Source organism: Hydrogenophaga intermedia, from assembly GCF_000723405.1.
GTDB lineage: Bacteria > Pseudomonadota > Gammaproteobacteria > Burkholderiales > Burkholderiaceae_C > Hydrogenophaga > Hydrogenophaga intermedia.
Genome location: NZ_CCAE010000045.1, coordinates 17,747 through 36,172 on the forward strand (window position 1 = coordinate 17,747; position 18,426 = coordinate 36,172).

The 18,426-nt window shown below is 66.7% G+C and carries 18 protein-coding genes; 10 read left to right on the plus strand and 8 right to left on the minus strand.

The features are described from left to right. Window positions 1–46: 46 nt before the first annotated feature. Genes BN948_RS19725 through BN948_RS19735 form a run of 3 tightly spaced genes read right to left on the minus strand, consistent with a single transcriptional unit; the run spans window position 47 to window position 2,662 of the window. The gene (locus tag BN948_RS19725) at window positions 47–838 is read right to left on the minus strand and encodes a crotonase/enoyl-CoA hydratase family protein (RefSeq protein WP_009519041.1); all 792 of its coding nucleotides are present in this window, start codon (window positions 836–838) and stop codon (window positions 47–49) included. Window positions 839–848: 10 nt separating this feature from the next. Continuing rightward, complete coding sequence (locus BN948_RS19730; RefSeq protein ID WP_009519040.1) at window positions 849–1,262, minus strand: AtuA-related protein; 414 nt, start codon at window positions 1,260–1,262, stop codon at window positions 849–851. Beyond that, window positions 1,259–2,662, minus strand: coding sequence for an acyclic terpene utilization AtuA family protein (locus BN948_RS19735; RefSeq protein ID WP_035623329.1), 1,404 nt, complete (start codon window positions 2,660–2,662; stop codon window positions 1,259–1,261). The genes BN948_RS19730 and BN948_RS19735 overlap by 4 nt, the downstream gene beginning before the upstream one ends. A gap of 124 nt (window positions 2,663–2,786) precedes the next feature. On the opposite strand from BN948_RS19735, the gene BN948_RS19740 reads away from it, so the two are divergent. From BN948_RS19740 to BN948_RS19770, 7 genes are all read left to right on the plus strand, one after another. After that, window positions 2,787–3,662, plus strand: a complete 876-nt coding sequence (locus BN948_RS19740; protein WP_009516349.1) for a branched-chain amino acid ABC transporter permease — start codon at window positions 2,787–2,789, stop codon at window positions 3,660–3,662. Window positions 3,663–3,671: 9 nt separating this feature from the next. Beyond that, complete coding sequence (locus tag BN948_RS19745) at window positions 3,672–4,748, plus strand: branched-chain amino acid ABC transporter permease (protein ID WP_009516348.1); 1,077 nt, start codon at window positions 3,672–3,674, stop codon at window positions 4,746–4,748. A gap of 238 nt (window positions 4,749–4,986) precedes the next feature. After that, window positions 4,987–5,823: an ABC transporter ATP-binding protein gene (locus BN948_RS19750; protein WP_009516347.1), complete on the plus strand. Its 837-nt coding sequence runs from the start codon at window positions 4,987–4,989 to the stop codon at window positions 5,821–5,823. Next, window positions 5,820–6,608: an ABC transporter ATP-binding protein gene (locus BN948_RS19755; protein ID WP_009516346.1), complete on the plus strand. Its 789-nt coding sequence runs from the start codon at window positions 5,820–5,822 to the stop codon at window positions 6,606–6,608. The genes BN948_RS19750 and BN948_RS19755 overlap by 4 nt, the downstream gene beginning before the upstream one ends. 18 nt (window positions 6,609–6,626) lie before the next feature. Further along, window positions 6,627–8,483, plus strand: a complete 1,857-nt coding sequence (locus tag BN948_RS19760; RefSeq protein WP_009516345.1) for an AMP-dependent synthetase/ligase — start codon at window positions 6,627–6,629, stop codon at window positions 8,481–8,483. A gap of 40 nt (window positions 8,484–8,523) precedes the next feature. Then, window positions 8,524–9,687, plus strand: coding sequence for an ABC transporter substrate-binding protein (locus BN948_RS19765; protein WP_009516344.1), 1,164 nt, complete (start codon window positions 8,524–8,526; stop codon window positions 9,685–9,687). 109 nt (window positions 9,688–9,796) lie between these two features. Beyond that, window positions 9,797–10,975 carry an ABC transporter substrate-binding protein gene (locus BN948_RS19770; RefSeq protein ID WP_009516343.1) on the plus strand — a complete coding sequence of 393 codons (1,179 nt, stop codon included), beginning with the start codon at window positions 9,797–9,799 and terminating at the stop codon, window positions 10,973–10,975. 130 nt (window positions 10,976–11,105) lie between these two features. Here BN948_RS19770 and BN948_RS19775 read toward each other — a convergent pair whose 3' ends face one another. Further along, the gene (locus tag BN948_RS19775) at window positions 11,106–12,503 is read right to left on the minus strand and encodes a sensor histidine kinase (protein ID WP_009516342.1); all 1,398 of its coding nucleotides are present in this window, start codon (window positions 12,501–12,503) and stop codon (window positions 11,106–11,108) included. Between the two features lie 111 nt (window positions 12,504–12,614). Here BN948_RS19775 and BN948_RS19780 point away from each other — a divergent pair, with 111 nt between their 5' ends. Then, on the plus strand, window positions 12,615–13,016 hold the full coding sequence (locus BN948_RS19780) for a DUF2784 domain-containing protein (RefSeq protein ID WP_035623344.1): 402 nt from the start codon (window positions 12,615–12,617) through the stop codon (window positions 13,014–13,016). 57 nt (window positions 13,017–13,073) lie between these two features. Here the strand turns inward: BN948_RS19780 and BN948_RS19785 are convergent, their stop codons facing one another. After that, the gene (locus BN948_RS19785; protein ID WP_009516340.1) at window positions 13,074–14,054 is read right to left on the minus strand and encodes an amidohydrolase family protein; all 981 of its coding nucleotides are present in this window, start codon (window positions 14,052–14,054) and stop codon (window positions 13,074–13,076) included. Between the two features lie 135 nt (window positions 14,055–14,189). On the opposite strand from BN948_RS19785, the gene BN948_RS19790 reads away from it, so the two are divergent. Together BN948_RS19790 and BN948_RS26285 are read left to right on the plus strand one after the other, a co-directional pair. Next, window positions 14,190–15,167, plus strand: a complete 978-nt coding sequence (locus tag BN948_RS19790) for a Bug family tripartite tricarboxylate transporter substrate binding protein (protein ID WP_009516339.1) — start codon at window positions 14,190–14,192, stop codon at window positions 15,165–15,167. A gap of 234 nt (window positions 15,168–15,401) precedes the next feature. Further along, the gene (locus BN948_RS26285) at window positions 15,402–16,172 is read left to right on the plus strand and encodes an HNH endonuclease (protein ID WP_162182751.1); all 771 of its coding nucleotides are present in this window, start codon (window positions 15,402–15,404) and stop codon (window positions 16,170–16,172) included. A gap of 105 nt (window positions 16,173–16,277) precedes the next feature. On the opposite strand, the gene BN948_RS19800 is transcribed toward BN948_RS26285, so the two are convergent. The 3 genes from BN948_RS19800 to BN948_RS19810 form a co-directional block, all read right to left on the minus strand. Further along, window positions 16,278–17,186: a nucleotidyl transferase AbiEii/AbiGii toxin family protein gene (locus tag BN948_RS19800; RefSeq protein WP_009519765.1), complete on the minus strand. Its 909-nt coding sequence runs from the start codon at window positions 17,184–17,186 to the stop codon at window positions 16,278–16,280. Beyond that, complete coding sequence (locus BN948_RS19805) at window positions 17,183–17,788, minus strand: type IV toxin-antitoxin system AbiEi family antitoxin domain-containing protein (protein WP_009519763.1); 606 nt, start codon at window positions 17,786–17,788, stop codon at window positions 17,183–17,185. The genes BN948_RS19800 and BN948_RS19805 overlap by 4 nt, the downstream gene beginning before the upstream one ends. Before the next feature lie 73 nt (window positions 17,789–17,861). Beyond that, on the minus strand, window positions 17,862–18,233 hold the full coding sequence (locus BN948_RS19810; RefSeq protein ID WP_009519762.1) for a hypothetical protein: 372 nt from the start codon (window positions 18,231–18,233) through the stop codon (window positions 17,862–17,864). Window positions 18,234–18,426: the final 193 nt, after the last annotated feature.

Consider the following 18,426-nt stretch of genomic DNA (forward strand, 5'->3'; position numbering starts at 1 on the left):
CCCGCTGCCTCCCGCTCCACCCGCTCCCCCCCGAGAAGCGAGTCGCTCAAAACCGGCCGTGCCGCCCCTCGCCCGCGGCAAAGCGCTGCGCACCTTCCAGCGCATCGGGGATGCGCGCCTTGCCGCGCTGCCACTCTTGCTGCAGGGCTTCGCCCAGCGGCATATCCCACTGGGTGTAGGCGCTCTCGCGGTCGGCCCGCATCGTGGCCTGGGGAAACCCCGCGAGCTGGCGCGCCAGCGCGATCGCCGCCTCGCGCGCCTGGCCCGGCGGCACCACCCGGTTGGCCAGGCCCATGCGCAAGGCCTCGTCCGCCTTGACCTGGCGACCGGTGAGGATCAGGTCCATCGCGTGGCCCATGCCGATCAGGCGCGGCAGGCGCACCGTGCCACCGTCGATGAGCGGCACGCCGAAGCGGCGGCAGTAGACGCCGAAGTAGGCGTCGGCCTCCATCACGCGCAGGTCGCACCAGAGCGCGAGTTCCATGCCACCGGCCACGGCCGCGCCGCTCACGGCGGCGATCACCGGCTTGGACAGGCGCAGGCGCGAGGGGCCCATGGGGCCGATCGCGCGCGCGTCGGCGCTGTCGAAGTCCAGGTCGGCCAGCGCGCCGCCCTCGCTCGCCCGCGCGGCGCGGGCGCCGAACTGCAGGTCCCAGCCGGCGCAGAAGTGGCCATTCGCACCGTGGAAGACGGCCACCTTCGCCAACGGGTCGTCCTCGAAGGCGAGAAAGGCCGCGTGCAGTTCGCGCGCGGTGGCCGTGTCCACGGCGTTGCGCACCTCGGGGCGGTCCAGGGTGATGACGCGGATGTCGTCGAGGGATTCGGTACGGATGCTCATGACGCGGCCCTCACCCCAGCCCTCTCCCGCTCGCGGCAGAGGGAGCTTCGTCAGCCCACCAGCCCACGCGCGGCTGCTGCAGCGCGGCATCGAGCTCGGCCGCTTCCACCTCGATCTCCAGCCGCAGCAGGGCCGCCGCCATGGCCTTGCCCAGGTTGTCCAGGCGCAGGTTGCGCGCACCGCCGCCCTGCAGCGCGCCCTTCAGCACGAACTTCATTGCCAGGATGTTGGGCAGGGCCCAGGCGTCCACCTCGCCCGCCAGCCAGGGCGCGAAGTGTTCGCGCACGCGATCGGCCGTGACCTCGCGCTCGAGGATGGCGTAGCCCGCAGCGTTCCAGGCGAACAGGCCGAAGTCCACCCAGTCGGCCTTGTCGCCGCTGCGTGCATGCGCAACGCGGGCCAGGGGAATGCGCGACAGGCTCATGGTGCCTCTCCCAGCAACTCGATCTGCACGCCCGCTTCCACCTCGCCGCGCGCCACCAGCGTCGGCCAGATGCCCAGCAGTTCACTCACGTTGTGCAGCCCCGTGAAACCGCAGGTGTAGGCCGGGCCGCTGAGGCCCATCCACGGAAACAGGCGACCGAAGCCCTCCGCCGCGGCCTTCTCGTTGGTGCGCAGCACCAGCCGTGTCCACAGCTCATTGAGCTGGTTCAGCGCGTCAACCGCCGGCAGCGGCGCCAGCGGCCCGTGCGCCGAATTGAGGCCCGGATACTCCACGTACAACTCCTCGTGCGGCACGCGCCGCTCCTTCAGCAAGGTGCGAATGGTCGCCTGCGCCTGCTGCGACTTGTCCCAGGCGTCGGGCCAGGAAAAGCCCCAGGTCACCTCGGCCTTGTAGCCGTCGCGAAAGCCCGCCACCACCTTCAGCCGATCGCCCGGCGCACGGCCGCGCGCGCCCGTGAGCCGCACGCGGTCCTGCCCCAGGTCGTCCAGGCGGATGCCGCCCATGTCCAGCACCACGTCGGGGCTGTGGTACGCGTGCGGGTCGTGCACCTCGTACAGCAACTGCTGGCGCACGGTGTCGAAGTTGATGCGCCCGCCCGTGCCCGGCGCCTTGGTGATGATCGCGCTGCCATCGGCGCCGACCTCGGCGATGGGGTAGCCGATATGCGCGAGATCGGGAATCGATTGCCAGTGGCCCTGAGCACCGAAGTTGCCACCGCTGCCCTGCCCCGAGCACTCCAGCAGGTGCCCCACCGCGAGGCCCTGCGCCAGGCGGTCGAGTTCGGCGCCTTCCAGCGCGCCCTCGACGCTCCAGCCGTGCGCGTGCGCGATCGGCCCCAGGAACAGGGCCGCGTCCGCCACGCGGCCGGTGATGACGATCTGCGCGCCCTCGTCCAGCGCCTGCACGATGGGATCGGCCCCCAGGTAAGCGTTGGCGAACACCAGGCGCTCGCGCACCGCGTCCACCGACGCGCCGGTGAACAGGTGGGCGAATTCGCCACCGGCACCGCTTGTGTCAGCCAGCCGCGGCAGCACGTCGTCGCCCGTCACCACCGCGATGCGCGCCTTCAGCCCCTTGGCCGCGAAGGCCGCCAGCACCGCCTGCGCCGCGCCGCGCGGGTTCAGCCCGCCCGCATTGCAGACGAAGCGCACGCCGTGGCGCTGCATCAGCGGCCACAGGCGCAACAGCAGCGGCACCACGTCGCGCGCGTAACCCAGGGCAGGGTCGCGCTGGCGGTCCTTCTGCAGGATGGCCAGCGTGAGTTCGGCCAGGTGATCGCTCGCGATGAACTGCACATCGCCGCGTTCGATGCTCGCGGCGATGGGTTCCCAGGCGTCGCCATAGAAGCCCAGGCCGGCGCCGATGCGTACGGTTTTCATGGCCGGTCATCTTCGTGGCGCCTGCGCGACTGCCGATGGGGGAGAACCCCTAGCGGCAGTCCCGGGGAGGACAGCTATAAATCTTCAGCCCCCCGGTGGCAAAACAACGACAGGAGACAGTTCCGTGCAACTGCTGCAACTGCTGATCAGCGGGGCGGCCCAGGGATGCATCTACGGCCTCATCGCGCTGGGCTTCGTGCTCATCTACAAGGCGACCGAGACCGTGAGCTTCGCGCAGGGCGACCTCATGATGGTGGGCGCCTTCGGCGGCCTGCTCACCATGACGCTGCTGGGCTTTCCCTTCTGGCTCTCCGTCATCGCCGCCATCCTCGGCATGGGCCTGTTCGGCATCGTGCTCGAACGCCTGGTGATCCGCCCCATCCTGGGGCAACCCGCCTTTTCCATCGTCATGCTCACCATCGGCGTGGGCTACTTCCTGCGCGGCGTGATCACCATGATCCCCAACATCGGCACCGAGACGCACACGCTGCCGGTGCCCTACGCGGGGCAGGTGCTCAAGCTGGGCGCGCTGGTCATCTCGGCCGAGCAGATCGTGGTGATCGGCGCCACCGCCGTGCTCTGCGCGGTGCTGTTCACCATGTTCCGCTACAGCAAGCTGGGCATCGCCATGCAGGCGGCGTCGCAGAACCAGTTGGCGGCCTACTACATGGGCATTCCGGTCAAGCGGCTCAATGGCCTGGTGTGGGGTCTGGCGGCCGGCGTGGCGGCCATCGCCGGCCTGCTGCTGGCGCCCATCACCTTCGTGCACGCCAACATGGGCTTCATCGGTCTCAAGGCCTTCCCGGCGGCGGTGGTGGGTGGCTTCGGCAGCCTGCCCGGCGCCATCGTGGGTGGTCTCATCATCGGCATCGTCGAGGCCGTCGCGGGCTTCTACCTGCCTGAAGGCTTCAAGGACATCGCACCCTACATCGTGGTGCTGCTCATGCTGGTGCTCAAGCCCAATGGCTTGTTCGGCGAAAAACTCCGCAAGAAGGTCTGAGGCCGAACGATGCGATTCCTCTTCAAGACCCAATACGACCAGGACATCCGCCTCGCCAAGCACGGCGGGCATGTGTTCTGGTACGGCCTGCTGAGCCTGTTCCTGCTGGTGGCGCCCTGGGCCATCGACGAGTACTGGCTCGCTCAACTCACCTTCGTGCTGATCTACGGCATCGTCGGCCTGGGCCTCATGCTGCTGGCCGGGTTCACCGGCCTGTTCTCGCTCGGTCACGCCGCCTTCCTGGGCGTGGGCGCGTACACGCAGGCTGTCATGGTGAACGCGGGCGTGCCCTTCCCCATCGCCCTGGCCTGCGCGGGCCTGCTGGCAGCCGCCGTGGGCGTGGTGGTGGGTCTGCCCGCGCTGCGCGTCAAGGGCATCTACCTGGGCATGGCCACCCTGGCCTTCGGCTTCATCGTCGAAGAGGGCATGGCGCGCTGGGAATCGGTCACCGGCGGCAACAAGGGGCTGATGGTCAACTACCCCTCGCTCTTCGGCTGGGACCTCGACTCCACCAACGAGTTCTATTTCCTCTGCCTGGTGGTGTGCGTGCTCAGCACCCTGGCCATCGTCAACCTCATGCGCTCGTCCACCGGCCGCGCGTTCGTGGCCATCCGCGACTCGGAGATCTCCGCGCAGAGCATGGGCATCCACCTGGCGCGCTACAAGACCCTGTCCTTCGCGCTGTCGGCTGCCCTGGCGGGCCTGGGCGGCGCGCTCTACGCGCACAAGATCCAGTTCCTCTCGCCGGAACAGTTCTCCATCATCCAGTCGATCGACCTGCTGCTGATGGTGGTCATCGGCGGGCTGGGCTCCATCCACGGCGCCTTCCTCGGCGCCATCTTCCTCATCGTCATGCCGCAGCTCATCGCGCTCGGCAAGGACGTGCTACCCGAGGCCATCGGCCAGTCCGCCGGTCTGCAGGGCGCGGTGTACGGCGCGGTGCTCATCGCCTTCGTGCTGTTCGAGCCCATGGGGCTGTACGGGCGCTGGCTCAAGATCCGCGCGTACTTCCAGCTCTTCCCGTTCTACCGCCAGGGCATGTTCAAGCGGCAGAAGTCGTTCCAGAAATCGGACCGCCTGAAATGAGCTTCCACCTCGTTCTGCCCGCGGATCGAACTGGCCGGGGCTTCACTTCTCGCCGCCAACCACGTTGGCGCGCAGATATCCCGAGCGCGGCGAGGGCGGTGGTGGACAGGGGGGAAGGGCGCAGCGAAATAAAGGAGGAGGACGGCGCAGCCGTCCGGGGGACATTCGCGGAGCCCTTCCCCCCTGGCCGCCGCCGCCCGGTGTCTCCGGAGAAAACGGCACCCCATCAGGCGACACCATGAACGACACCCTGCTCTCAGCCAAGAACCTCAGCGTGCGCTTCGGTGGCGTGCTGGCGGTCAACAACGTGAGCTTCGACGTGAAGAAGGGCGAGGTGTTCACCCTCATCGGCCCCAACGGCGCGGGCAAGACCACGGTGTTCAACCTCATCAGCCGCATCTACACGCCCACCACCGGCACCATCGACTACGCCGGCCACGGCGGCCCCGTGCGCCTGACGGACCAGGCGCCGCACACCATCGCCCGCCTGGGCATCGCGCGCACCTTCCAGAACATCGAGCTGTTCGAGCACGCCACGGTGCTGCAGAACCTGCTGATCGGCCGCCACACGCACCGCAAGACGGGCCTGTGGAGCGAGCTCTTCTTCACCGGCAAGACGCGCGCGGCCGAGATCGAGGCGCGCGAGAAGGTCGAGCACGTCATCGACCTGCTGGACCTGCAGCACCACCGCGAAAGCCTGGTGGCCGGCCTGCCCTACGGCGTGCGCAAGGTGGTGGAACTGGCGCGCGCCCTGTGCACCGAGCCGCGCCTGCTGCTGCTCGACGAACCCTCCTCCGGCCTGAACGTGGAAGAGACCGAGGACATGGCCTTCTGGATCACCGACATCAAGAACGAGCTCGGCATCACGGTGCTGATGGTGGAGCACGACATGAGTCTGGTGTCCAAGGTATCCGACCGGGTGCTGGCCATGAGCATGGGCACCGAGCTGGCCACCGGCACGCCGGCCGAGGTGCAGGCCGACCCGGGCGTGATCGAGGCCTACCTGGGCAGCGTGGACGACGTGTCCAGCCTGCGCCGCGAGAACCACAAGACGTCCCACAAGGTGTCCGCATGAGCGTTCCGACGAGCGACGCCCCCGTCCTCAAGCTCTCCAACGTCGAGAGCGCCTACGGCCCCATCAAGGCCATCCGCGGCGTGAGCCTGCAGGTGCGCCGCGGAGAGATCGCCACCGTGCTGGGCAGCAACGGTGCGGGCAAGACCACCATCCTCAAGACCATCAGCGGCATCATCGACCCGCGCAAGGGCTCGGTGGAGTTCAAGGGCGAGAACATCACCGCGCTGGACCCGGCGCACATCGTGCAGCAGGGCCTGCTGCACGTGCCCGAGGGGCGCGAGGTGTTCCCGCTGCTCAGCGTGCGCGACAACCTGCTCATGGGTGCCTACACCCGCAAGGACCGTGACGGCGTGGCGCGCGACATGGAGATGGTGTTCGGCTACTTCCCCATCCTGAGGGAACGCGCCACGCAGGACGCCGGCCTGCTCTCGGGCGGGCAACAGCAGATGCTGGCCATCAGCCGCGCGCTCATGGCCAACCCCGATCTGATCCTGCTCGACGAGCCCAGCCTGGGCCTGTCGCCCAAGCTCACCAAGGAAATCTTCGAGATCGTGGTGCGCATCAACCGCGAGCGCGGCACCACCATCCTGCTGGTGGAGCAGAACGCCAACATGGCGCTCAACGCGGCCGACTACGGCTACGTGCTGGAGAACGGCCGCATCGTGATGGAAGACACCTGCGCCCACCTGCGCGAGAAGGACGACATCAAGGAGTTCTACCTCGGCATGAAGGAAGCCGGCGTGCGCGCCGACCGCCGCTGGAAGAAGAAAAAGAACTGGCGCTGAAACAAGCGGAGACACGTCATGAGCACCCTTTGGGACCTCTCCCACATCCAGCCCGAGACACGGATCGTCATGGAAGGCGGCACCATTCCCGCGCTGTTCTGGAACGCCGTGAAGGCGCGCGGCCCGAAGGTGTGGATGCGCCAGAAGGACATGGGCCTGTGGCGCAGCTGGACCTGGGACCAGACCGGTCAGGCCGTGCGCGAGATCGCCCACGGCCTCATGGCCCTGGGCTTCGCACCGAAGGACACCGCCTCCATCCTGTCCAACACCACCATCGAATGGGTGCTGGCCGACCTGGCCGTGCTCAGCGCTGGCGGCGTGGCCAACGGCATCTACCCCACCGACGCACCCGAGCAGGTGCACTACCTGTGCGAAGACTCGCGCACCACCGTGCTGTTCGCGGAGGACGAGGAGCAGCTCGACAAGGCCCTGGCCGTGCGCGATCAGCTGCCGCTGCTCAAAAAGATCGTGGTGGTCGACATGGAGGGCCTGCGCGACTTCCATGACGAGCAGGTGATCAGCCTGGACGCCCTGCGCACCTTGGGCCGCGAGCACCTGGCGCAACACCCGCACATGCTGGAACAGCGCGTGGCCGGCGTGAACCCCGACGACCTGGCCATCCTGGTCTACACCTCGGGCACCACCGGCAAACCCAAGGGCGCCATGCACTCGCACAAGGGCCTGGTCTACACCGTGCGCGGCTACAACACGCTGATCGCGCGCGACGAGAACGACGAGTGCATGTGCTTCCTGCCGCTGTGCCACATCGCCGAGCGCATGGGCGGCGAGTACTTCTCGCTCTACACCGGCGCGCGGCTGAACTTCGTGGAGAACCCCGAGACCGTGCCCGAGAACGTGCGCGAGATCGCGCCCACCGTGTTCACCGCCGTGCCGCGCGTGTGGGAGAAGTTCTACTCCGGCGTGATGATCGCGTTGAAGGAGGCGAGCCGCCTGCAACAAGCCGCCTACGCCTGGGCCATTGGCGTGGGCCAGCAGGTGGCCGACCACGTGCTCAAGGGCGAGGCCGTGCCCGGTGGCCTGCGACTGCGCTTCAAGCTCGCGCGCCTGCTGGTGCTGGACAACGTGCGCAAGCTCATCGGCATCCACCGCTCGCGCTTCCTCGTCACGGGCGCGGCGCCCATCTCGCCCGAGCTGGTGCGCTGGTACCTCGCACTGGGCGTGCCCATGCTCGAGGTCTGGGGCATGACCGAAACCTGCGGCGCCTCCACCGGCGTGCCGGCGCAGCGCATCAAGCCCGGCAGCATCGGCCCGGCCGCGCAGTACAACGAGGTGAAGCTCGACCCGCAGACCGGCGAGATCCTGGTGCGCGGGCCCAACGTGTTCATGGGCTACCTGAACCTGCCCGAGAAAACCGCCGAGACCATCGACGCCGAGGGCTGGCTGCACACGGGCGACGTGGGCGTGGTGGACGAGGAAGGCTTCTTCCGCATCACCGACCGCATGAAGGACATCATCATCACGGCCGGCGGGAAGAACATCACCCCCAGCGAGATCGAGAACGAACTGAAGTTCTCGCCCTACGTCACCGACGCCGTCGTCATCGGCGACCAGCGCCCCTACCTCACGGTGATCATCATGATCGACCAGGAGAACGTGGAGAAGTTCGCGCAGGACAACGACGTGCCCTTCTCCAACTACGCCAGCCTCACCCGCTCGCCCGAGGTGCAGCAACTCATCCAGACCCTCATCGACGCCACCAACCGCAAGTTCGCGCGCGTCGAGCAGATCAAGAAGTTCTGGCTGCTCGACACCCAGCTCACTGCCGAGGACGAGGAGCTCACGCCGACCATGAAGCTCAAGCGCAAGCTCGTGCAGAAGAAGTACGCCGAGCAGATCGAGGCCATGTACCACTGAGGCCGCCCGCGCGGCCGCACCACCCGAGGAGACCCGCGCCATGAAGACATTGCACACCCTCACCGCGTTTGCGCTGGCGTTGTCCGCCGGCGCCGCCCTGGCCCAGACGCAGGGCGTGAGCAAGGACGAAATCGTCCTCGGCTCCATCCAGGACCTGTCGGGCCCGCTGGCCGGTTTCGGCAAGTCCGTGCGGCTGGGCATGGTGCTGCGCGTGGACGAGATCAACGAGCAGGGCGGCATCAACGGCCGCAAGCTCAAGCTCATCGTCGAAGACGCCAAGTACGACCCGCGCAACGCCGTGCTGGCGGCGCAGAAGCTGGTCAACCAGGACAAGATCTTCGCCATGGTGGCCCACCTGGGCACGGCGCAGAACATGGCCGCCATGCCGGTGCAGTTCCAGAAGAACGTCGTCAACTTCCTGCCCGTGACGGCCGCGCGCGAGATGTACGAGCCCTTCCACAAGCTCAAGTTCGCCAACATCGGCCCCTACTACGAGCAGATGCGCACCTTCCTGCCGCGCATGGTGCAGGAGAAGAAGCCCAAGGCGGTGTGCGCCATCTACCAGGACGACGAGTTCGGCCTGGAGGTGCTGCGTGGCGCGGAAGAAGGCCTGAAGGCCGTGAACCTGCAGATGGTGGAGAAGACCTCGTTCAAGCGCGGCGCCACCGACTTCTCCTCGCAGGTGGCGCGCATGAAGGCCGCCAACTGCGACTTCATCGTGCTCGGCACCATCATCCGCGAGACCATCGGCACCATTGCCACCGCGCGCAAGCTCGATTTCAACCCCACCTTCTTCGGCTCGCAGGCCGCCTACACCGACCTCATCCACAAGCTGGGCGGACCGGCCATGAACGGCCTGTACGCCACCATGACGACCCAGCACCCCTACCTGGACGAGGCCGCGCAGCCGATCCGCTTCTGGGCCAACAAGTACAAGACCAGGTTCAACGAAGACCCCAACGTCTTCTCTGTCTACGGCTACAACGCCATTGACATCTTCGCGCGCGCCGCCGGCAAGACCGGCGCCAACCTCACCACCGACAGCTTCGTGAAAACCATGGACAGCCTGAGCGTGCCGACCGACATCTTCGGCTCGCCGCCGCTCAGCTTCAGCCCGCAGCGACGCTACGGCAGCATGGCCATGCGCCTGTCGCAGATCCAGGACGGCCGCTGGAAGGTCGTCTCCGATTACGTGAACAAGTGATGTCGCCAGGGCGGCGCGAGGAAGGGTTTTTCCGCATCACCGCCCCTGTGAAACGGCCCATCATCCCCGCGAGAACAAGCCTCTTCCACCCTTGAAGGAGACAGCAGCGATGAAGACGACATTGAGCCTGATCGGCGCGGCCATCGCGCTGGGCACCGCCGGCGCCGCGCTGGCGCAAAACCAGGGCGTGAGCAAGGACGAGATCGTCCTCGGCTCCATCCAGGACCTCTCCGGTCCCATCGCCGGCTTCGGCAAACAGGTGCGTCTGGGCATGATGCTGCGCGTGGACGAGGCCAATGAACAGGGCGGCGTCAACGGCCGCAAGCTCAAGCTCATCGTCGAGGACTCCAAATACGACCCGCGCAACGCCGTGCTGGCGGCGCAGAAGCTGGTCAACCAGGACAAGATCTTCATGATGGTGGGCCACATCGGCACGGCGCAGAACATGGCCGCCATGCCGGTGCAGTTCCAGAAGAACGTCATCAATTTCTTCCCCGTCACCGCCGCGCGCGAGATGTACGAGCCCTTCCACAAGCTCAAGTACAGCTTCGCCGCCACCTACTACGACCAGATGCGCGTGGCCGTGCCCCGCCTGGCCAAAGAGAAGAACGCCAAGAAGGTCTGCACCATGTACCAGGACGACGAGTTCGGCCTGGAGGTCAAGCGCGGCGCGGAAGACGGCCTGAAGGCCGCCGGCATGGCGCTCGCAGTGGAGACCAGCTACAAGCGCGGCGCCACCGACTTCTCCTCGCAGATGCAGAAGCTCGCCTCCGAGCAGTGCGACATGGTCGTGCTGGGCACGATCATCCGCGAGACCATCGGCGGCATCGCCACGGCCAAGCGCCTGGGCTTCAACCCCACCTTCATCGGCTCCAGCGCGGCCTACACCGACCTCATCCACAAGCTCGGCGGCCCAGCCATGAACGGCCTGTACGCCACCATGACGGTGCAGCACCCCTACCTGGACGCGGCCTCGCAGCCCATCCGCTTCTGGGCCAACAAGTACCAGACCAAGTTCAACGAAGAACCCACGGTGTTCTCGGTCTACGGCTACTCGGCCATCGACAGCTTCATCCGCGCCGCCAGCAAGGCCGGCAACAACCTCAGCACCGAGAGCTTCATCAAGGCCATGGACACCATGACCATCCCGCCCGACATCTTCGGCAGCGCCGAGATGACCTTCACCGCGCAAAAGCGCCTGGGCAGCAACGCCACGCGCATGTCGCTGCTGGAGAACAACCGCTGGAAGGTGGTCACGGAGTACATGAACACCAACGCCGCCAAGTGATTGATGGCCTGACAGCTTCCTGAGACTTCGCGCCGCCCGGTCAACGGGCCATGCGCGGCAGCCGTCGGTGTCGCAAGCCCCGGTGGCTTTTTTTTTGGTTCGCGTACGGAGCAGCAGTGGTGGGCCCGGCTCAGGTGGCCGGCAGCGTCCACCAGAAACGCGCGCCTTCGCCCATGCGCGCGCTGGCGCCCACCTCGCCGCCGTGCTGCTGCACCACGCGGCGCACCACCGTCAGGCCCAGGCCGGTGCCGGGCACGTCTTCGCCGGCCAGGCGATTGAATGGCTGGAACAGTTCGTCCGCGCGCGCCTCATCGAATCCCGGTCCGTTGTCGATCACCGCGAAGCGCCAGGCGCCGTTCTCGCGCTTCGCGTCCACGGCCATCGCCAGGCCGGGCCGGCCCTGACCGTACTTGAGCGCGTTGCCCACCAGGTTGGTCACCACGTGTGCCATCAGGCCGCGGTCCGCCTCCACCACGGGCAGGCTGCCCACGCGCACCGCCTGGCGCGCCAGCGGGTATTCCATGGCCAGTTGCTCCACGCACTCGCGCACCAGCTCGCCAAAATCCACCCGCGCCTTCTGCAGGGCCTGCTGCTCCACGCGCGCCAGGTCCAGCAGATCGCTCACCATGCGGCTGGCGCGCAGCGACTCATGGCCCAGCTTGCGCACCAGCGGCAAGGCCTGGGCGGGCTGGCCCTCCTCGATCGCCTCGCGCGCCATCTCGCTCAGGCCGTGGATGTTGCGCAGCGGCCCGCGCAGGTCGTGCGAGACCATGCCGGAGAAGGCGCGCAGGCCCTGGTTGAGCGCCTCCAGCTGGGCCGTGCGCTCGTGCACCACGCGGTCCAGGCCGTCGGCCAGGCGCTGCAGCTCCGCCTCGGCCTGTTCGCTGCGGTGCAGCTCACGCGCCAGGCGGCGCGCGTCGCGCTGCAGGATCAGCGTGAGCACAAAGAAATAGACCACCACGATGGGCAGCGGCGTGAGTTCACGAAACGCCTTCACGTCCATGCCCACGCGCATGGCCGCGAACAGCAGCAGCGGCTGAACCAGGAACGCGCCGGCCAGGGCCAGCTGCCCGCTCCAGCGCTCCCGCCACCAATGCCACAGCAGCCACAGTGCCGCCACCAGCAGCACGCCGGCCGAGGCCAGCGGCCCCCGGAACGGGTTGCCAGACAACAGCGTCACCACCGTGGCGACCCAGACAAAGCCCACCGCACACAGCAGAACGAAGCGCGTCCATTGCCGGTCGGTGCGGTGCGTCAGGTAGGTGTGCAGGCCGACCAATAGCGCTGCCAGGGCGATCACCACCGCGGAGGCGGCCGGCGCGCCGATGACCTCGGGGCTGGCGCCGAAGAAGCGCTGCGCCACGCGAAACACCAGCGCGGATGCGCCAAACAGAATGGCCGAGCCGGCCAGCCAGCGCACGTAGGGCCATGATTCCCGGTGCGAATAGGCAATGAAGATCACGCCCAGCAAAGCCACGAGCGCGCCGGTCATGAAACGCAGATCGCCGAAGAGTGTGAGCCAGTCCATCCTGCCGGGAAGTGCCGAAACCGCCGCAGTGTGACATATGGATACACGCACGCCAGCGGGTTGTCACGGATGTCGTCGGCGCGCCGCGACGGGGCCACCCACAATGCCTCGATGAGCCCCGACACCGCCCGCTGGCTGGCCGACGCCCTGCTCGCCCTGCATGTGTCGGTGGTGCTCTTCGTGGTGGGCCTGCTGCCACTGGTGCTGGCCGGCGGCGCGCTGGGCTGGCGCTGGGTGCGCCGCTTCGGCCTGCGCGCCACGCACCTGGCGCTCATGCTTTTCATCGCCGCCCAGGCCTGGCTGGGGCAGCTTTGCCCGCTCACCGTGTGGGAGCAGGACCTGCGCCGCATCGCCGGCCAGGCCAGCTACCGCGAGAGCTTCATCGAACACTGGCTCTCACGGCTGCTGTACTGGGACGCGCCCTGGTGGGTGTTCGTGGCCGCGTACACGGCCTTCGCCGGGCTGGTGGGGCTGGCGTGGTGGTGGGTGCGGCCAGTCAGGCGTCCGAACTAACCATGCAAATTCTCCACAGCGTGGAAGATTTGCAAGGTTCGCGACCGGCAGCCGCCGTCAAAGCCCGAACACCCTGAGCGCGTTCCCGCCGCGCACCGCCTCGCGCACATCCGCCCCCAGCGCGTCGACTTTGCCCAGCGCGCCCCGCGCGTCGTGCACCTGGTGCGGCCAGTCGGTGCCCAGCATCACCTGCGAGGCGCCCACCACGGACACCAGGTACTGCAGCGAACGCGGGTCGTAGGTGATGCTGTCGTAGTAAATGTGGCGCAGGTAGTCGGTGGGCTTGCGCTTCATGCGCCGGCGCTCGGCAATCTCCACCTCGTCGCCCTTCTCGAAACGGCCCACCAGGTAAGGCAGCGTGCCGCCGCCGTGCGAGGCGATCAGCTTCATGTTCGGGAAGCGGTCGAAGAAGCCGTCGAAGATCATGCGGGTGAAGGCCAGCGTGGTGTCGAACATGAAGCCCACCGACCAGCTCAGGTCGTACTTCGTCATGTCCATCAGGTCCACGCCCGGCGGGTCGGTGGGGTGCACCAGCACCGGCAGACCGCGCTGGTCGATGGCCGCCCATACGGGCTCGAAGAACGGGTCGGTGAGGCTGCGGCCCGAGATGTTGGCCAGCACCATCACGCCCACCGCGCCGTTCGCGCAGGAACGCTCCAGCTCCTGCACCGCGCGCTCCGGGTACTCCCAGGGCAGCGAGGTGAACCAGCGGATGCGGTCCGGGTACTGCGCCTGCGCGCGCGCCATGGCGTCGTTCGACTCCACCGCCGCCTGGCAGCTCGTGGCCTCGTCGCCCCAGTACACGTTGGGGCAGGTCAGCGACACGATGGAGATGTCGATGCCCGCCGCGTCCATCTGCTGGATGCGCAGCGCGTAATCGAAGTGGCCGGGCTGCGGAATCGCCACCGGCGTGTTGCCGCGAAAGATCTCGTCCTGCCCGTCGGGCCGGCGCTGGATGTTGTAGGCCCCGCCCTTGGCCTTCAGCAATTCCAGCCAGGCGGGTGTGTACATGTGGGTGTGAACGTCGATGACGGGCATGTCTTGTCTCCGGTGTTGTTGTGCTGCGGCCCGGCGCGAAGCGGACCGTAAGCAAGCATACCTTCTGGGGAAAACACGCATGCGTCCATCTGGTGCGCCATCCCAGAATCGGTGCACCACAACAAGGAGACACGCATGCAACGCCGACACTTCCACGCCCTGGCGGGCGCTGCCCTGCTGACCGCCGCACAACTGGGGTTGCCCAACCTGGCCCACGCGCAAGACGGCGGTACCTTGCGCGTGTGGGTGGGCTTTCCACCGGGCGGATCGGTGGACACGGTGGCGCGCATCGTGGCCGAGAAGATGAAGGACACGCTCAAGCAAAACGTGATCGTGGAGAACAAGCCCGGTGCGGGCGGGCGCCTGGCGCTGGGCGAACTGCGGCGCGCCGCCCCCGATGGCAACACCATCATCCTGGCGCCCAGCGGCGCGCTGGTGATCTCGCCCTACCTGTACAGCAACCTCGGCTACGACCCCATCAAGGACTTCACGCCCATCGCACGCGCCACGGTGTTCGACTTCGCCGTCACCGCCGGCCCCGGCGCGCCACAGGGCAACTTGAAGGCCGTGCTCGACTGGATGAAGGCCAACCCCACCAAGGCCAGCTACGGCACATCGGGCGCGGGCACGGTGCCGCACTTCGCGGGCCTGCTCATCGGCCAGGCCACGGGCGTGCCCATGACGCACGTGGCCTACCGCGGCGGCGCACCCGCCGCGCAGGACCTGCTGGGCGGGCAGATCCCGCTGATGGTGGACACCGCGTCCGAGACCATCGAACACCACCGCGCGGGCCGCCTGCGCATCCTGGCTGTCACGGGCGAACAGCGCTCCGCCGCGCTGCCCGACGTGCCCACGCTCAAGGAGCAAGGCATCAACATGGCGGCCGACGCCTTCTTCGCCTACTTCGGCCCTGCGGGCCTGAACCCTCAGACCGCGGAGCGCATCAGCCAGGCGGTGGCGCAGGCGCTGGCCGACCCGGGCATCCAGGAAAAGATCCGCGGGTACGGGCTGGTGCCCAGCCACGCGGGGCCGGCGGCCACGGGGGCGATGGTGGCGGAGCACCTGAAGCGGTGGGAGGCGCCGGTGAAGGCGTCGGGGTTCAAGCCGGAGTGAGGGTCTCGACAACGGCGAGTAGCGGCCGGTTCATGAAAGCAACCACGTTGGATTGATTCACAAATACTCTATAGGGGTACCGTATAACGCAGGATTTCGACTTGCGAGGTACGCGGTATGCCCTCTTACTACTGGGTCAATCAAGGAGGAACGTTCGAGGAAGAACGGAAGGCGGGATTGTTGTGGGCACCTGAGCGCACAAGTACCGGCTCGAGACTTGTGCATTGGGACACCATGACCGAGCTCTTGCCCGAAGATATGGTGTTCAACTACGCCAACGGGGCCATTCGCGCGTATGCCATCGTCAACAGCGCGGCAGTCTCAATGATGCGTCCGTATGACGTCGGGTCTCCATATTCATCTGCTCAAGGAGGCCGAGTGGTTATGTGCAGCTATCGGACTCTTCGATCGCCCATCCCTCTCACTGCTGTTACCGCCAATGAGGCACTAAGAGTTGAGCTCCAATCGGGACGAAATCCAGTTCTCGATCGCCGCGGTGCTGTGGCGCAAAAGTACCTATGCGCCATCTCACCAATCGCTGGCCAACTAGTGGCGTCTTTAGGTGACATCTCCCCTCCGCCGACCAAAAGTCCCACGCCTGCGCTTACACCCACAGAAGTGAGCCGTCTTGTTGACGCCCGACTCGGTCAAGGCAAGTTTCGAGACGAGTTACTGATCGAATTCAATGGCAAATGCCCCGTTACGGGGCTGGCGATCCCTGACCTGCTAAGGGCATCGCACATCAAGGCTTGGACTCAAGCCGACAATCACGAACGGCTTGATAGGAATAACGGCTTGTTGCTCGCGGCGGGTGTCGACGCGGCGTTTGACAAAGGGTACATCGCGTTCTCTGACAACGGTGAACTCCTAGTGAGTTCCAGACTGTCCCTGTTCCATCGAACTGCACTAGGTATTCCCACGGGCACGTACACGCTGCAGAGGGAGTTCATAACTCCTCAGCGCCGTCAGCATTTGGAGTTTCACCGAGCGAAGTACGGTCTTTGACCTCGGCTCGAGCAGGCTCATTAAAGGCACGTTGTCAGGCGCAACAAAGGACGTTTGAGCGAATAGCAGCAATTGTCACAAGTGTCAGCGTCTGCCTCCACCCATTCAGGGTGTCCACGCTAAGTGCTCTGGCCACCACAGCGCCGTAGCCGCTGACCCCGACGCAGCTATCTGCGTCGCAGGCCACAACAGCGTATAGAGCAGTGCAATCACTTCGCGCAAGCCGAATGCCCCCAACCGATTCCTGGCAAGGAACGCTGCCCATTGCCGCTGCTTCGCCTCGTCGTCAGCAAACGCCGATTGCAGCGCCAGTGGCGGCTCCGCCGGCAACTCCGTGCGTCGGCGCTCAAACGTGGCGGCAATGGCGCGTGCCAGGGTCGCACCATCAAGCGACGTTCTTCGCGCGATCGTCGCGATGTCATGGAAGTCCTTCATGCGGCTGTTCGCGGCGCCCAGCGTGACCATGGCTTGGTATTTCTCTGCGATCACGGTGTAGACGGGATAGACCCGGAGCCGGGGCGCGTCGAAGTCGGGTAGTAGAGGCGGGTAGGCAACAAGCTCGGGGTCCGGCGTGACGGCATCGCCAAACCCCACATCCACTTGAAGCGAACAGCGGGTAGTGCCAATGCGGCCGACCAGCCGCACACGAATGCCTCCGTAGGCGTTGTGCTCGCGGATCGGATCAGCGCGAATCGACTCGGCATCGAACACGATCCCGTCATCGAGTTCGATGGTTGCAATTTCTCGAAACGTCGCCGTCAAGTGCTCAACATCGTCGGGACCGAAGGCCAGCAGGTCGGCGTCTCGCGTGGGGCGATGCGGCTGGTCGTACCACAGCGAGAACAGCAAAGCCCCTTTGAGGAGAAACCGATCGGCATGCCGCGAATGGGCCAGGCGATCAAGCAGCCGCTCCAGCCCGAAGCGGTTGAGCACCAGGCTGTAGTCCTCGCCGCCCTGCTTGGCCCTGTCAAGCAAACGCGCCAGCAGGGACGCGGGACTTCGTCGATGATTCACGCCGTCAATGCTTCCAGGTAGGGCAGCATTACGCGCTCCACCCGATTGATGCGCGCGAAATGCGTCAGTTCGTCCATGGACACCAGCCGCCGTTGCCAAGCGTCCTTAAGCGCTTCCAGCGCCACGTCGAGACCGATCTTGTGGCGAAACTTGAAGCAGTCGGAGATTGTCTTGGCCACGCCGTACACGCGAATCGGGGCACCTTCATCCATCACGGTTTCGATACCTTCGCTGTAGGCGGCATCGCGCAGCCGCACGATGCGCAGCGCGGGGTAGTCCACGGACGGTGAACGCACCCCCTCCGGCAGCGCCAGCCACACCTCGTGTGGCGCTTGCGACCCCAGCTCGTGAAAGCGCAGTGCCGACAGCAGGCAGATCACCGCCTTGGGTACGCGCCGGCAGACTTCAACAAGCGATTGGTGCTCTGTGAGGGGCGCATCGGGCAGGCTGTATACGCCCCTGGCCACACGAACCAGTCGCCCGGCCTGCTGCAGCTTGATCAGTAGCTGCGGCGACACGCCGATGTCGCGCGCGTCCGCACCACGCAGCAGCCGCCTGCTGGCCGCAAGCTCAAGAAGACGGTCCGTGTCGCTGGGAAGCACGATGGTTTGAAAACGACATTACTTTTCAATAAGTATAGACATTTTCAAACCCATGATGTGCTGCGACGCCCTCTCACCTCCGCCGCCCATACCGCCCCGCCCGCCGCTTCCGCTGCTCATCCCTCAAGCGCTGCCGGTCGCCACTGTCGAGCGCCTCGTCGCGCTGGTTGAGGAGGTCGGCGGCGGCGCGGGCATCGGGGTCATTGGCCAGCTTCTCGGCCGCGATGCGGGCGCCGAAGAAGTCGGCCAGCTCGATGGGCGAGCGGTTCTGCGGCTCGCTCCCCGCCAGTGGCTGCGGCACGCGCGCGCCCGGCTTTCTGAACAAGGCCCGGCTCTCCTCGCTGTCGGCGTCCAGTTCGGCCGCGGCGATGTCCGCGTTGACGGTGCAGATGGGGTCGCCGCGCAGGGTGGTGGCGAGCGAAGGGGATGGGGCACGGACTTTCATGGGGGAAGCGCGGGTGGCGACGGCCGAAGGAGGCCGTGAGTGACCGGCTGAACGCGTGGGTTGCACGCCCACCTTGGCCAATCGGACGACGCCTTCCGCTCCCGGCTTGCGCCACCTCAAGGTGCGTTGTGCCCGGACGCACGAGCATCACCGGACCGACCTGCCGCCGCTCCCGTGCCCCCATGGCCAGCCC

Bases quoted from the DNA above. Each gene is read 5' to 3' on its own strand.
- BN948_RS19725 (WP_009519041.1), bottom strand. From the start codon at position 838: ATGAGCATCCGTACCGAATCCCTCGACGACATCCGCGTCATCACCCTG.
- BN948_RS19730 (WP_009519040.1), bottom strand. From the start codon at position 1,262: ATGAGCCTGTCGCGCATTCCCCTGGCCCGCGTTGCGCATGCACGCAGC.
- BN948_RS19735 (WP_035623329.1), bottom strand. From the start codon at position 2,662: ATGAAAACCGTACGCATCGGCGCCGGCCTGGGCTTCTATGGCGACGCC.
- BN948_RS19745 (WP_009516348.1), top strand. From the start codon at position 3,672: ATGCGATTCCTCTTCAAGACCCAATACGACCAGGACATCCGCCTCGCC.
- BN948_RS19750 (WP_009516347.1), top strand. From the start codon at position 4,987: ATGAACGACACCCTGCTCTCAGCCAAGAACCTCAGCGTGCGCTTCGGT.
- BN948_RS19755 (WP_009516346.1), top strand. From the start codon at position 5,820: ATGAGCGTTCCGACGAGCGACGCCCCCGTCCTCAAGCTCTCCAACGTC.
- BN948_RS19760 (WP_009516345.1), top strand. From the start codon at position 6,627: ATGAGCACCCTTTGGGACCTCTCCCACATCCAGCCCGAGACACGGATC.
- BN948_RS19765 (WP_009516344.1), top strand. From the start codon at position 8,524: ATGAAGACATTGCACACCCTCACCGCGTTTGCGCTGGCGTTGTCCGCC.
- BN948_RS19770 (WP_009516343.1), top strand. From the start codon at position 9,797: ATGAAGACGACATTGAGCCTGATCGGCGCGGCCATCGCGCTGGGCACC.
- BN948_RS19775 (WP_009516342.1), bottom strand. From the start codon at position 12,503: ATGGACTGGCTCACACTCTTCGGCGATCTGCGTTTCATGACCGGCGCG.
- BN948_RS19780 (WP_035623344.1), top strand. From the start codon at position 12,615: ATGAGCCCCGACACCGCCCGCTGGCTGGCCGACGCCCTGCTCGCCCTG.
- BN948_RS19785 (WP_009516340.1), bottom strand. From the start codon at position 14,054: ATGCCCGTCATCGACGTTCACACCCACATGTACACACCCGCCTGGCTG.
- BN948_RS19790 (WP_009516339.1), top strand. From the start codon at position 14,190: ATGCAACGCCGACACTTCCACGCCCTGGCGGGCGCTGCCCTGCTGACC.
- BN948_RS26285 (WP_162182751.1), top strand. From the start codon at position 15,402: ATGACCGAGCTCTTGCCCGAAGATATGGTGTTCAACTACGCCAACGGG.
- BN948_RS19810 (WP_009519762.1), bottom strand. From the start codon at position 18,233: ATGAAAGTCCGTGCCCCATCCCCTTCGCTCGCCACCACCCTGCGCGGC.